Origin of the sequence: Paenibacillus sp. A3 (assembly GCF_001399685.1) — a bacterium.
Classification (GTDB): Bacteria; Bacillota; Bacilli; order Paenibacillales; family NBRC-103111; genus Paenibacillus_G.
In genome coordinates, this window is sequence record NZ_JTHN01000135.1 from 1 (window position 1) to 13,958 (window position 13,958).

Annotated in this window: 13 protein-coding genes, 2 pseudogenes and 1 other annotated feature; of the genes and pseudogenes, 4 read left to right on the top strand and 11 right to left on the bottom strand. The window is 55.1% G+C overall.

Features of this window, described 5'->3' with window-relative positions; translation table 11 throughout:
* The 9 genes and pseudogenes from QJ48_RS20310 to QJ48_RS20355 form a co-directional block, all read right to left on the bottom strand.
* Positions 1-394, bottom strand: a pseudogene (locus QJ48_RS20310) (hypothetical protein); the annotation flags it as partial.
* A 2-nt stretch (positions 395-396) separates the two neighbouring features.
* Positions 397-2,763, bottom strand: a complete 2,367-nt coding sequence (locus QJ48_RS20315; RefSeq protein ID WP_063858128.1) for a glycosyltransferase family 2 protein — start codon at positions 2,761-2,763, stop codon at positions 397-399.
* The gene (locus QJ48_RS20320; RefSeq protein ID WP_054975342.1) at positions 2,742-2,972 is read right to left on the bottom strand and encodes a hypothetical protein; all 231 of its coding nucleotides are present in this window, start codon (positions 2,970-2,972) and stop codon (positions 2,742-2,744) included. Before QJ48_RS20320 ends, QJ48_RS20315 begins: the two co-directional genes overlap by 22 nt.
* A gap of 12 nt (positions 2,973-2,984) precedes the next feature.
* A complete protein-coding gene (locus QJ48_RS20325) occupies positions 2,985-4,292 on the bottom strand; it encodes a sugar phosphate nucleotidyltransferase (RefSeq protein WP_063858129.1) in 1,308 nt (435 codons plus the stop codon).
* Between the two features lie 233 nt (positions 4,293-4,525).
* A complete protein-coding gene (gene rplT / locus QJ48_RS20330; protein ID WP_025849278.1) occupies positions 4,526-4,885 on the bottom strand; it encodes a 50S ribosomal protein L20 in 360 nt (119 codons plus the stop codon).
* A 52-nt stretch (positions 4,886-4,937) separates the two neighbouring features.
* Positions 4,938-5,138, bottom strand: a complete 201-nt coding sequence (gene rpmI, locus QJ48_RS20335) for a 50S ribosomal protein L35 (protein WP_025849277.1) — start codon at positions 5,136-5,138, stop codon at positions 4,938-4,940.
* Positions 5,139-5,166: 28 nt separating this feature from the next.
* A complete protein-coding gene (infC, locus tag QJ48_RS20340) occupies positions 5,167-5,667 on the bottom strand; it encodes a translation initiation factor IF-3 (RefSeq protein WP_054975343.1) in 501 nt (166 codons plus the stop codon).
* A gap of 38 nt (positions 5,668-5,705) precedes the next feature.
* Positions 5,706-5,864: a sequence feature (ribosomal protein L20 leader region), on the bottom strand.
* A gap of 66 nt (positions 5,865-5,930) precedes the next feature.
* A complete protein-coding gene (locus tag QJ48_RS20345) occupies positions 5,931-7,166 on the bottom strand; it encodes a glycosyltransferase family 2 protein (protein WP_054975344.1) in 1,236 nt (411 codons plus the stop codon).
* Between the two features lie 306 nt (positions 7,167-7,472).
* Positions 7,473-8,645 (bottom strand): glycosyltransferase family 1 protein, encoded by a 1,173-nt coding sequence (locus QJ48_RS20355; protein ID WP_054975346.1) that lies wholly within the window; start codon positions 8,643-8,645, stop codon positions 7,473-7,475.
* Between the two features lie 467 nt (positions 8,646-9,112).
* On the opposite strand from QJ48_RS20355, the gene QJ48_RS20360 reads away from it, so the two are divergent.
* Both QJ48_RS20360 and QJ48_RS20365 read left to right on the top strand, forming a co-directional pair.
* Entirely contained in the window at positions 9,113-9,640 is a 528-nt protein-coding gene (locus QJ48_RS20360) for a phosphatase PAP2 family protein (RefSeq protein WP_010499535.1), read from the top strand.
* Between the two features lie 58 nt (positions 9,641-9,698).
* Entirely contained in the window at positions 9,699-10,817 is a 1,119-nt protein-coding gene (locus QJ48_RS20365; RefSeq protein WP_054975347.1) for an MGDG synthase family glycosyltransferase, read from the top strand.
* A gap of 54 nt (positions 10,818-10,871) precedes the next feature.
* On the opposite strand, the gene trmB is transcribed toward QJ48_RS20365, so the two are convergent.
* Positions 10,872-11,612 (bottom strand): tRNA (guanosine(46)-N7)-methyltransferase TrmB, encoded by a 741-nt coding sequence (trmB, locus tag QJ48_RS20370; RefSeq protein ID WP_054975348.1) that lies wholly within the window; start codon positions 11,610-11,612, stop codon positions 10,872-10,874.
* 205 nt (positions 11,613-11,817) lie between these two features.
* Positions 11,818-12,309, bottom strand: coding sequence for a WGxxGxxG-CTERM domain-containing protein (locus QJ48_RS20375; protein ID WP_054975349.1), 492 nt, complete (start codon positions 12,307-12,309; stop codon positions 11,818-11,820).
* 229 nt (positions 12,310-12,538) lie between these two features.
* On the opposite strand from QJ48_RS20375, the gene QJ48_RS20380 reads away from it, so the two are divergent.
* Positions 12,539-13,519 (top strand): TIGR01212 family radical SAM protein, encoded by a 981-nt coding sequence (locus tag QJ48_RS20380; RefSeq protein ID WP_054975350.1) that lies wholly within the window; start codon positions 12,539-12,541, stop codon positions 13,517-13,519.
* A gap of 71 nt (positions 13,520-13,590) precedes the next feature.
* Positions 13,591-13,958, top strand: a pseudogene (locus QJ48_RS38850) (hypothetical protein); the annotation flags it as partial.

A 13,958-nucleotide genomic window follows, 5' to 3' on the forward strand; every position in this document is an offset into this window, starting at 1 on the left:
GGTTACAGCTGAAGCTTAGGCTCAGCAGCACGGCGAAAGTGCGCGACAGCCCGAAATCGATCCCCGCCCGCGCCAGCAGCACCGCCGTCATCCCGGCGAACACGCTGCTCATGAGCACGCCGGCCAGCGCCGACGAAGCGAGCTCCGGCAGCCAATGGTACGGAAGCAGAAACAGCAGCTCGACGAGGCTGGGCAGCGGGTTCCACACGAAGCCGATGGCGGCGAGGTGCGGGTCCCGGCTGTAGAGCACGTAGAAGGCGTTAGCCACCCGGCTCATCGCGTCCGAATGCACGTAGCCGATGACGTGGCTCACATAGTAACCGGCGGCGAATTCCAGCGAGAAAATGAACAAAAACAAGCCCCAATAGACGCTTTTCGGCAAGCGGACCTCCATCGTCAGCCACCTCCCTGCGACACGCCGCCGCCCGGAGCAGACGGATGATTTTGCTTCGCCAGACCGTGCGTCGTTTTTTCCCAATAAAACGGCTTCGTGATCAGCTGCCAAGCCGCTTTCACGGCCGCAATACTCATCAACACCCAATAGATCGGCGTCAGCAGCGCATATTTGACGAGCCCGTAGGAGAACGTGCGGTCTCCGCGCTTCTCAAGATCGTGAATGACCCAATACACTCCCGCAACATTGCTGAAGACGAACAGGAAATTGCCGATCAAAAACTCCGCCGCCGCCAAATAATAAATAATGCCGGGGAAAAACTGCGGAATCCATGCGAATTTCCAGCCATACCACAGCACCAGCATGATCCAATAAAACGGATTAAGCAGCGGCAGCATCGGAGTGGCGAGCACCATCACCTGAAAGCCCAAAAATCCTTTCGGCCCAAGCTCCCGCCACAGCCGTACCGGGTTGCGCATATGGACAAGCCATGTCTGCATATACCCCTTGATCCAGCGGGAACGCTGCCGGATCCAGTTGCCGACGCGGCTGTTGGCTTCTTCCCACGTCCGGGAATCGACAATCGCCGTGCTGTAACCCGATTTGTACAGCCGGATGCCGAGGTCCGCGTCCTCCGTCACGTTGTAGGGGTCCCAGGCATTGATCTCTTTGAGCACCGACATTTTAAAATGGTTCGACGTCCCGCCAAGCGGAATCGGAATATTAAGCTGCATGACACCGGGCAGCAGCAGCTCGAACCACATGCTGTATTCGTGCGTAAACCAGCGGGTCAGCAAGTTCTGATCGCTGTTGAAATAATTGAGCTTGGCTTGAATGCATGCCGTATTCTCCGGGCTTCTCCTGAAGGCGGCGTGCACCTTTTTGAGCTGATCGGGATCGGGCCGGTCCTCGGCATCGTAGATGACGACATACTCGCCCCGCGCGCGGATCAATCCGTAGTTGCAGGCTTTAGGCTTGGTCTTCGGCAAGCTGTGCGGCACGACGATCGTCGTGTAATACGGCGGCAGCTTCATGCCCCGCAATATCTCCTGCGCCTCGATATCGTCCTGCTCGATCAGGAGCCGCACATCCAGCTTCGCCTTCGGGTAATCGAGCTGCTCGATATTATGCAGCAGGTGCGGGATGACCTCGCTCTCCTTGTACATCGGAACGAGAATCGTGTAGACGGGCAGCGTCCGTTCGTCGATGGCGTCGATCTCTTCCTGCTTGAAGCGGATTTGCGCAAAGTCGCGGGTTCCGTACATGATGATCATGAACTTGAACAGCGTCATCGCAAAATAAAACAGCTGCACGGCTATGTTGATAACGATCAGCGTATGTAGCCAATCGAGCCCCAAGCTGAGCAGGACGAGGAACGTGCAGATGCCGATGACCGCCAGCTGCGGCTTCGTAAACGTGATGTGCGCGGAATTTTGCGGCTGCTCGTCGGCCAGCTTCTGGGTGCTCTCGTGCAGCAGCTCGGACTGGTACGCTTCCTTCCAGAAATATTCCATTTCCTCCCGCGTCGCCAGCACCTGCTGCACCGGCATGCCCAGCATGTTCTCGATCGCAACGACCGCTTCGTCCGTCAGCGGATGACCGACGGCAACCAGATAGCGGTTCGCGTCTTGGTGAATGACGACGACATCGTACTGCCGGGCCATCGCTTCCGGCAGCTTGTTCACTTCCTCGAACATATATTCCGAACCGATTCGTCCGAGGTTATATTGCGTAGCGATGTGACGGTACAGCTTCTCCGGCTCGATGAAGCGCATCGACATCAAAATGTCGCCGAGCAGTCCGCCGCTCTTGCGTTGAAACTCCAGCGCCCTGTCCAGCTGTTCTTTCGTGATGGCGCCGGTTTCGACCAGCATGTCGCCAAGACGTCCCTTGCTTCCTTGCTGATGCAAAATAGGCGCGATACGCTCACGCGGGGTAAAGCCGAGTTCCACGAGAATATCCCCAAGGCGTCCGCCGAATTTCTGCTGCCGCTCCATTGCCGTTTCGAGCTGCTCGGGGGTCACCAGCCCCTCGGCTACCAACCGGTCGCCAAGACGCAGTCTGGGCTTGTCCACCGGCTCATCGTCCAGTTTCGGCTCGAAGCCGGGCCGTTCCATCAGCTCCATCTTCACTGCAATCAGCTGCTGCACCGCACGATCCTTGCTCTCGATCTGCGCCTTAAGCTGCTGTACCCGCGCTTGCAGCTCTCCGATCCGCTCCTGCCGCCGGCTGCGCTCCCGGTTCAGCTGTTCTTCCTTCTCCTGGACCTGTGCTTCCAGCCCGTCGACGAACCGATCGGTCACGCTCTTGCGGAGCCCAAACAGCGTGCGCCCGAACGGCTTTCTCTTTACCCGTTTCTTTGAATCCATTGCCTCAGACCCGCTTCCATACGCTCCAATTCGGTCAATCCCTGCTCTAAGTTGGCGATTTCGTCCAATAGCTCCGCTTCCGTCCGTTCATATGCTGCGCTTTCCTCTTGCTGCCGTTCCTCCAGAAGCTTGAGCTCCGCTTCAAGCGAGGAGACGTACCGGTGTACCTGATCGGCGTTATAGCCGAACAAAGCCTTGTCTACTCTCACGAGTCTCTCCCCTTATGCATGACATTCCGTAATAATCTCGATCAGATCAAGCGGGTCCAGCGCTTTAAGCCTGGCGCTATCTTCCTCCCCAAGCACGACGCTTCTTCCGACGGCTGCAGGCAGCTCCCGGCCGTTTTGGAACAGACGGCACCTCCCGTGCAGAACGGTCCAAGAGACGATACGCTGTACATCGGCAGACGGAGCGGTGACGAGCTCCTCTCCCGCTTCCAGGTGAATCCGGCGCGTCGTTACCGAGGTGCCGTCCGGGAAGGCGGAGCGGTCCACCGTCCGCTCGGAGGACGCCTTCTTGTCGCCGGTCGTCTCCCGCCCCATGCGACCAAGCGCTTCTTTCAAGCGGGAGCTGCTTTCCTTATGCGTCACCAAAATGCCTTCGGGGCTTGCCGCGACAACGACATCAGACAAGCCAAGTACGACCGCCGGCACCTCAAGCTCGTTCACTACGTGAACGTTGTCACATTCCTCTCCGATATATCCGGGACCGATCAGAGGCCGATTCATTTCCTCCGTCAGCGCGCACCACGTGCCGAGGTCCTTCCACGGTCCTTCGTACGCAAGCGCCACAATCCGCTTCTCCCGCTCCACGACGGCATAGTCGAAGCTTCGGCTCTCGATCCGGTCATACGACAGAAGCAGCTCCTCATACGCTTCCGGAAGCCCCATGGCTTTCAGCCGGTCCAGTAAGTATCCGGCGCGGAAACAAAACACGCCGCAGTTCCAAAGCGCGCCTTGTTCGATATAACGAACAGCATCCGTCTTCGAAGGCTTCTCGTGAAAAGCGCGGATCGTTAACGCAGCATTGGCTCCGCCGTCCCCCTCCGGGACCATATATCCGTATTTCTGCGACGGAAAATCAGGCCGGACGCCCATCAAAGCCAGGTTTGCGCCGGAGCTTGTCAACGTCTCGGGCAGCTGCAGCAGCCTGTCGTAGAACGAATCCTCCGTCCGTCCGTCTACGGGCATAACGATGATCGGCTCGTCACGGGATACACCGCGATGCGAGCACAGGTAAGTGACCGAAAGCAGGATCGCCGCGAACGTATCGCGCTTCTCCGGCTCCAGCACCAGATCCGCTTCGCATCCGAGCTGCTCCAGAATCGTCTCCCGCTGGTTGCCGGAAGTGGCGATAACGGCCGATTGGTGCAGCCCTCTGCCGCCGAGCCTCCTCCATACCTGCTGCAGCATGGAGACCGGACGCCCCGCCTCGTCATGAAACAACCGTATAAATTGCTTGGAGCGCCGCTCCGTCGACAGCGGCCACAGCCTCGTTCCCGAACCTCCGGACAGCAAAATAATGTTCATCCGTTCACCTGATTTCCGTGCGAAACCTTCGTTTCGTGTTTTATGAATACCTGTATAATAGCACAGTCGTTTTAAAATTTTATTTAGCAAATATTAGCCGGAAGTCAAAATTCGATAAAAATCGGTCAAGTTGTTAGCCTCGCGTTAACATCAAACAAACACCCCTTGCAAGGATACGGTTGTACGCATCGTTACAAGGGGTGTACTGGGCAGGCCCGGTTGAAAACCGTGCCTTATGCATTCACTTTTTGCTTAGCAGTTTCTGCCAAAGAGTTGAACGCATTGATATCGTTAACGGCGAGATCCGCCAGCATTTTGCGGTTCACTTCTACGCCAGCCAGTTTCAGGCCGTGCATCAGCTTGCTGTAGGAAAGACCGTTTTGACGTGCTGCCGCATTGATCCGCACGATCCACAGTTTGCGGAAATCGCGTTTTTTCTGACGACGGTCGCGGTATGCGTAAAGCAAGGATTTCATGACTTGCTCTTTTGCCGTTTTAAACAGTCTATGTTTCGAGCCAAAGTAACCTTTAGCAAGTTTCAATATTTTTTTACGACGACGCGTACGGATAAATCCGCCTTTCACTCTTGCCATGACAATCTACCTCCAGAAATGTTGTAAGTATGCGAATTCGAGACGAACGGGATTACTTAATGTTAGCGAGCTGCTGCTTCAGGCGTCTTACATCGCCCGGATGCATAACCGGATTCGTGCCCAGAACGCGTTTTTGGCGAGCGGATTTGCCGGACAGCAGGTGGTTTTTATACGCTTTGTAGCGTTTTACTTTGCCGGTACCTGTAATTTTGAAGCGGTCTTTCAAGCTGCTGTGAGTTTTCATTTTTGGCATGGGGTGTTCCTCCTTAAAGAATGAGATTTTACTGTTGCTGCTTCGGCGCCAAGATCATGATCATGCTCCGGCCTTCCAGCTTCGGCTTGCGCTCAACGATGCACAGCTCTTCCACTTGGGCTGCCATGCGCTCCAGAACGCGTTGACCGATATCGGCATGAGCGATCTCGCGGCCGCGAAAACGGACGGACAGCTTTACTTTATCGCCATCGTTCAGGAATTTCACAACGTTGCGCAGTTTCGTTTGGAAATCGTGCTCGTCAATCGTCGCGCTCAGACGAATTTCTTTCAGCTCGACGATCTTTTGATTCTTACGGGCTTCTTTCTCTTTCTTCTGCGTTTCGTAGCGGAATTTACCGTAGTCCATGATCCGGCAAACCGGCGGTTTCGCCGTAGGTGCCACGTTGACCAAGTCCAGATTCTGATCGAGCGCAATTTGCAGCGCTTCGCGAATCGGCTTGATGCCGAGCTGTTCTCCGTTCGCGTCAATCAAACGAACTTCTCTCGCCCGAATTTCATCGTTAATCATGTGCTCTGTACTGATAACCTGCCACCTCCAAATGATTTTGCAAAAAAAATACGTGGGCGTTAAACGCCCACGTTTGGTTTTAGGTCCAATTGATTGATCGGTCCGCTGAAAACGGATCAATCAAACAAAGTCACTCTCAGTCATAACCAGCCAACCAAGGTCGGACAGGTGAGAAGCGGGCGCTTCTTCTTTCGCACTAAACTAATATACCATCACCATTGACTATAGTCAACAGCGAAATCTGATTTTTTACGAAGCTTGCGCTAGCTGGCCTGCTTGCTCTGCATATCCTCGAGCCGGATGACACGGGTATGCTCGGTATGGCTCCACTGCTTGTTGTTTTGCGTGAAGAACGCATAGAACGTGATCGGCCACCAGGACAACAGGAAGAGCGGGAACGTAATCAAGTATTTATACGATTTCCAAGGCGCTTTCTCCAAAATCAGCGCGATCACAAACTGAGCGTAAGTTAACACCGAGAATGCCGCAAAGAAGCTCGGCGCAATCTGGAACAAGGAACTGAAGTTCGGCACGCCCGGAAGCGTCATATCGATCCACAGCACTACGGTAAGAATCGAACCGACGAACAGATTATACACGTTGAGCGCGTAAACGGCCGTATCGATCTTCGCCCAACTGCCTTCTTTGATCCCTTTCCAGAACAGCGGGAAGAAGTAGCGTCTGGCCACGTTGAAATGGCCCTGCATCCAGCGGAGCCGCTGGCGCGCCGAAGCTTTGAACGTGAGCGGCTTCTCGTCGTACACTCTTGCGTAATAGTTGAACGTCGGGTTGACGCCGCGCATCACGCAGCGCATCGTAAACTCCAAGTCCTCGACCAGGCTTGTCGCCCCCCAGCCGATTTCCTTCAGCAGGTTCGATTCGAAGCACATTCCCGTGCCGCCCAAATAGTTGGCCAGACCAAGGTTGGTCCGCGGCAGCTGCCAAAGACGGTTACAGTACCAGTAGGTTACCGCGTAAGCGGCGGTAATCCAGGAATCGTGCGGATTCTTCGTATCCAGATAAGCCTGAATAACCTTGGAACCGTTGCACAAGTCGTTGTTCATATGCTGCAGGTAATCCGTGCTGACGAGGTTGTCGGCATCGAACATGACGACGGCATCGTACTCGCGCGGCATTTTCCACAGCTCTTTGAGCATCCACTCGATCGCGTAGCCTTTGCCTCTCAGCTTCGGATTGTTGCGTTCGCAGGCGTGCACGCCCATGTCGCGGGCGATTTGCGCCGTATTGTCGGTGCAGTTATCGCAAATCACGAATATATCATATAGTTCTTTCGGATAGTCCAGATTCTTCAAGTTCTCGATAAGCGCCCCGACAACCTGCTCCTCATTGTGAGCCGCTACAAGAACGGCAAACGTTTTTTGAGGCGCATGATCAATTTGATTTTTGCGGCGGTACCAACCGAAAAACGTCAGAACCAGCTGGTAGGCTCCAATCATAGCCAAAACAATCTGGAGGCCTAACAGAATACTGTCCAACATGAAACATCCCCCTTTTTTTTGTATGTACCCCTTATGTCTTTTTCTCTTAGCGCCTTCAAAATTTTTTTCGATGGTGTGGATTAGATTACGAGGGTCGCCGAATATGATTTTCCTCTCTTTGGACCGATTTGTCAAAACCGCCAAGTCGCTTCCTGCGGCCGGATCTTTGTTTTTCCGGGAAAAACGGCTGGAATTCCGGCAAGACTCTTTGCTATCCATCTTTTTACGTCTTATTTTCATCGATTTTCAAACTTTTTATAAGCGCCAACTGGAAAAAACTTTCTGAAATCACAAACGGAAAAGCGGTCATTTGGAAAAGACTGCCTCCTTCTCCCGCATTGTCCCGGCTTCGTGCACAACTTGGCAATAGCTTTGGTACAGCCCGTGAAAAATCGCATCCCAAGACTGCCGCAAGCTGTAAGCCCGTCCGGCTTGACCGAGCCTTGCGCCCAGCCCGCGGTCCTCATACAACCTGAGCATTGCTTCTGCGAAATCCGGTACGCTCCCCGGCCTGCAGAGCAGTCCGGTTTCCTCGTGCACGATCGTTTCCCCGACGCCTCCGGCATCCGCGCCGACAACCGGCGTCCCGGAAGCCATCGCTTCGAGCACCACATTGCCGAACGTTTCCGTCGCCGACGGGAACACAAAGACGTCCGCAGCGGCGTACAAGTCGCTCAGTTCTTTTCCTTGCCGGAAGCCCGTAAAAGTCACGTCCTCCCTGCCCGCCAGCAGCTCCTGCATGGGCCGCAGCAGAGGCCCGTCCCCGGTCACGATCAAGTGCGACCTGCCGCGCACCTCGACCGGAAGCGAATCGAATGCGCGAAGAAGAACATCGACGCTTTTCTCCGGCGCCAACCTCCCGACATATAATATAACGAATGTGGACGGGGAAAGGTTGCAAGTCCGCAGCACTTCTTCCCGGTTGACAAACGGGTGAAACCGGTTCACTTCCACACCGCGGGACCAAATTTCCAGCGATTTCAGTCCTTTTTCCTGCAAATGCCGGAGCGTCGAACGCGACGGAACATAAATTTTCCGGCAATCCTGGTGAAACCACAGCATGTATCTCCACAGCAGCGGTTCCATCCATTGCAGCTTGTAATAAGCTAGATATTGATCGAAGTGGGTATGGTACGAGGCGACGACCGGCACCTGATGGCGCTTGGCATACTGAAGCCCGATCCATCCCAAATTAAACGGCGTGGCGACATGAATCAGGTCGGGAGCGAACGCCTTCAGCGACTTTGCCAGGTTGACTGGATTAGGGATAGCCATACGGCACTCCGGATACAATAAGAAGGGGATGCTGCCAAATCTTTCTATCATCCACTGATCGGATTCAGCTGCCGATTGACTATGCGGCGCAAACACTTTGCAAGCCACTCCGCGCGCTTCGAGAAACTTCACCCACCGTCCGAGCGTCTTCGCTACCCCGTTCACGTCCGGTACGAACGTATCCGTAAATAGGGCTACTCTCATATGTAACCTCCTCCAAGTTTTGTTGAAACACAACTGTAGAAAAAAAGTTGGTGGAGACAAAACTGACATCGGAAGGATAGGCTTAAGTTTTGTGAAACAGCAACTATTAAAAAGTTGATGGAAACAAAACTACATTCGGAAGCATCGGCCTGTACAAGCGCACAAAACAGGCCTTTTTTGAAACCAAACCGGTACCGGAAGCGTTTAGTGTATGAAAACGAAGCTTTTTCAGAGCATGGATGCAGCCTTCGCTTTAGCACATTTTTCAAAAATTTATCTCATCGTTGAAGGGGAAGCCGGACGGTCGTCGTCAAAAATGATTGTAACGAGGCAGTGTTAGCGCAGCGTCAATGGAAGATTAAATTTACCTTTTATATTGTTTTTATATTCCTATAACATTTGCCCCCTACACTTATATATGAGCTGGCCAGACAGCTTATCCCACACTGCAAGGAGGCGTTGTTCCCTTGAGCCGTGTCGTTTCGTGGCTGCAAAAGCATGAGCACCGGATGTTTTTCTTCGTGAATCAACGTATTCAGCACTCTGCGCTGGATTACTTTTTTAATGCGATCACCCATTTGGGGGGCGCTACGGCTATGATTATTATTGCGCTCTGTGTCGCTCTGTTTACGGAGGGGGTATGGAGAATAGCCGGCATCGAGAGCTGTATCGCCCTGGCGGTCAGCCATGTGCCCGTCGCTATCATTAAAAAGAAGTATCCGCGGCTTCGGCCCTATCTCGTGCTGAAAGGCACGCACACATGCAAAAAACCGTTAACGGACCATTCGTTCCCGTCCGGCCATACGACGGCCGTATTCTCCGTCACCGTGCCGCTCATGCTCGTTCATTCGTGGATCGCTATTATTTTGCTTCCTATTGCATCTCTCGTCGGTCTGTCGCGTATATATCTAGGACTTCACTACCCGTCCGACTGTTTGGCCGGGCTGCTGATCGGAACCGTAACGGCCCTGTCGGCCGTTGCAATTTTGGGTTAAAAGCATTAATGTTAATTTTGTGTAAATTCCATTTGGTACAAGGTTGGGTGAAGCGCCTATGCGTAAAAAGAGAGTCTTGTTATTATCCGAAGGCTTCGGCGCCGGGCACACGCAAGCGGCCCACGCTCTGTCCGACAGTCTTCGTATGCTCTCGCCCGAAGTCCAGACTCGCGTACTTGAGCTCGGCACGTTCCTGCATCCGACGCTGGCTCCATGGATTCTTACCGCTTACCGCAAAACCGTGTCGACTCAACCCAAGCTTTACGGGCTGATGTATCGTTCCCAATACAAAAAATCGTTAAACCGTTTCACCCAGCTTGCGCTTCATCGTATCTTTTATGCGCAGGCTGCCGAGGTCATCCATCAGCTGCGTCCGGATACGATCGTATGCACGCATCCGTTCCCGAGTGCGGTGATCTCCCGCTTAAAGCGTTCCGGTTTGAACGTGCCGCTGTGCACCGTGATCACCGATTACGACGCTCACGGCACCTGGGTCAGCCCCGAAGTGAACACGTACCTGGTATCGACCCCGGACGTCAAAGAAAAGCTGCTCAGCCGCGGAATTCCGTCCGAAACGGTAAAAGTGACGGGCATTCCGATTCATCCGAACTTCTGGGAGCAGCACAACCGGGAAGAGCTTCGGAGCCGATTCGGCCTGTCGACTCTGCCTACGGTGCTCGTGATGGGCGGCGGCTGGGGACTGGTGAAGGACGAAGGCTTCCTGCAGCACCTGACCACTTGGCGCGACCGGATCCAGCTTGTCGTCTGTCTCGGAAACAACGAGAAGGCGCTGGCGGAGCTGGCCGAGGACGAGCGTTTCCGGCATCCGAACATCCGTCTGCTCGGGTTCACCAAAGAAATCGACAAATGGATGGACGTCTCCGACCTGCTCATCACGAAACCGGGGGGCATGACCTGTACCGAAGGGCTTGCCAAAGGAATTCCGATGCTGTTCTACAAGCCGATCCCGGGACAGGAAGAGGAAAACCTGCAGTACTTCACGCAGCACGGCTTGGGAGAGCCGATCAAATCGGCGGAGACGGTGGATCATTGGTTCCGGCTTCTAACCGACAAGGTGTTCGAGATGCGCAAAGCCCGCGCCGGGCTGTTGCAAAAAGAGGGCGCATATAATCCCGCCCAGTGCTCCCAAGCGATTATTGAAGTATTGGCCCGCTAAAAAAAGCAAAAGCCTTGTGGCTCGCATGAGCGCACAAGGCTTTTTTGACGATTTCTATTCTTCCGCTGAGGCTTCCGCGTCCGCTCCGGGCTCCTCCCGTTCGGACAGCTGCTTCTGATGCGCGGCCAGCGCTTCTTGCCCGATCACGGCCTCCAATCGGTAAATCGGCATCCCCTGCTTGTAGAACTTCGTTTCGTATTCCGTCATGATCAAATCGGTCCGCGCTTCTTCCGCGTGAAGGTCAAGCGAAATGTTGCGCATGCGAAGACCTAGATCGGCTAACGAGTTTAGCGAAAACTCAAACAGCGAACGGGAGTCCGTTTTGAAATGAATTTCTCCCCGCTCATTCAAGATCGACTGATATTTATGAACAAAGTTCGCATGGGTCAGCCTGCGGCGCGCATGTCTTTTTTTCGGCCAAGGATCGCTGAAATTCAAATAAATGCGTTCCAGCTCGCCGGCGGCGAAAATATTTTCGATCAGCTCGATGTTGAAACGCGCCAGCCGCAGATTGGACAAGTCGCCGCCATGGTCCTCGCGGGAAGCATGCGCCTTCTCGCCGGCCCGGCGGACAAGCTCGTCGTACATGTCGACGCCTATGTAATTAATGTGCGGATTGAGGGCGCTCAGCTCGCTAATAAACCGCCCCTTGCCCATCCCGAGCTCCACATGGATAGGACGGTCGTTGCCGAACAGCTCGGCCCACCGGCCCTTGTACGGTTCCGGCTCCAGCACGACCAGCTCCGGCTGCGCCTCCAGCGCTTCCCTGATTCCTTTACGTCCTCTTAACCGCATAGTTCAACCTTCCTCCAACCGCTTGCGCATCGTTCCGCGCGTTTTCGTCTTGATCGATTATACTCCAGAAGACCGGGAATGAAAAGACCGGCCCGTGCCGCAAGGGCTGATGGACCGGTCAAGCATGTGGTCTTAAGAAGCCGGTCATGAAGCTTTGCCGGATTAAGGAAGAGCACAGCGTTTAAGCGAAAAACTCATTCCGCCGTTATTTGCGGAACTCGCCTTCGTCGCGGTTCCGGTTGCGCAGACCAGCTAGCCCCAGCAAGCCCAGCAAACCAAGCCAGCCCCAGTTGGCGCCATTGTTGTTGCCAGCGGCGGTCGTACGATACGTGTTGGTGTTATAATTGCCGCCGTATCCGTAACCCGTACGGTCGTTTGCACCGGTGTACGTATTCATGCGGTCCAGCATGTTGTAGTTATAGCCATTAGTCCCTGTCATGCCTGTAGTCGTACCTGTTGTTGCGCCTGTCGTACCTGCCGTGCCTGTTACCCCAGTCGTCGTGCCTGTTGTACCTGTTACCCCAGTCGTTGTGCCTGTTGTTGTCCCGTTACCTGTCGTCGTCGTGCCTGTCGCCGTGGTCCCATACGTAGACGAAGCTCCGGTTCCCGTAGCCGTCGTTTCCGCAAAGGCTTGCCCCCCCGTACCAATAGCAGCCGTTAGAGCGAGCGCAAGCACCGTTTTCCCGAACTTGTTCATGGTATGATAGATTCTCCCTTCTCAAGCTGGTTGGATTTTAACGCCTTGCAACCTTAGCATAGGCTACGCATTGTTTTCTTATCCCGTTCACCGGCAGGAGGGTTTTGTCAAGGACTAAGTTCGCTTTTGGGGCCATTTTTCGGTACAATATATATTGTAATGCTCTGCGAAAGAGCTGATTCGAGTTTATTCGAGCTTTATCGATTTTTTACAAAAGGAGTTTCGCCTTATGAAGCAAGCTGAAATCATTCGACCGCCATTATGGGGCGATAAACGTTTTCATACATGGAACTACGAAATGCGGCAGCAGTTCGGCGGCAAGGTATTCAAGGTCATGCTGGATGCCGGATTCACTTGTCCGAACCGAGACGGGACGATAGCCGCCGGAGGCTGCACGTTTTGCAGTGCCCGGGGCTCCGGCGATTTTGCCGGAAGCCGCCGGGACGATCTGGTGACGCAGTTCAACAAAATCCGCGACTTGCAGCATCAAAAATGGCCGGAAGCGCAGTATATCGGCTATTTCCAAGCCTATACCAATACGTACGCCCCGGTGGAGGAGCTGCGCGAATATTATGAAGCGATTTTGCAGCAGCCCGGGGTGGTCGGCTTGTCGATTGCCACAAGGCCGGATTGTCTGCCGGACGATGTTATCGATTATTTGGCGGAGCTGAACGAACGCACGTACTTGTGGATCGAAATGGGCCTGCAGACGATCCACGAACGGACGTCGGAGCTGATCAACCGGGCGCACGATACGCAATGCTATTTGGATGCGGTCGCGAAGCTTCGGGCCAGAGGCATCCGGGTCTGCGCGCATATCATTTACGGCCTGCCTCAGGAAACGCACGAGATGATGCTTGAAACCGGCCGCGCCGTCGCACGGATGGACGTGCAGGGGATCAAGATCCATCTGCTCCACTTGATGCGCAAAACGCCGATGGTGAAGCAGTATGAAGCCGGTCTGCTGCGGTTTCTGGAAAAAGACGAGTACGTGTCGCTCGTCGTCGATACGTTGGAATTTCTTCCGCCGGAGATGATCGTTCACCGGCTGACGGGGGATGCGCCCCGGGATTTGTTGATCGGACCGATGTGGAGCTTGAAAAAGTGGGAGGTGCTTAACGCCTTCGACGAAGAGCTGCGCAGACGCGATACGTGGCAAGGAAAAAAGTGGCCGCACGGCGCACAAGGCTCAGGTTCGGGTTTGGCCTGAACGGAGGCGCCAGGCTCGGGGACCGGTAAGATCGGACGGCACCCGGCGGCCCGCGGGAGGAGTGAGGAACGATGAACGGCAAACGGAAAGTCGTTTGCTTCATGCTCGGGGCCGCGGCATGTCTCGCGGCCGGCTGCACGGACGATCCGGCGACGCCGACGCCGCCGGTCAATGTGGCCCCCGCCCCGGCAGAGGACGGGGCGAAGGTACCGCCGCCGAAGGCGGAGGCGAACGCCCCCGGCGGGGCGATCGGCTCCGCCGTCCCGGGCGGCGCAGGCAGCGGCGAAGCCGGGAGCGGCAGCGCAGCCGCAGGCAGCGAAGCGCCGACGCCGCTGGCGGGGGGGGAGCGCCCCGCGGCGGAGACCGGGGACGGCCGCGGAGCAGCCCGCGGCGCCGGAGGCGCCCCCCGCGCCCCCGCCGCGGCCGGCGGCGCGGCCGA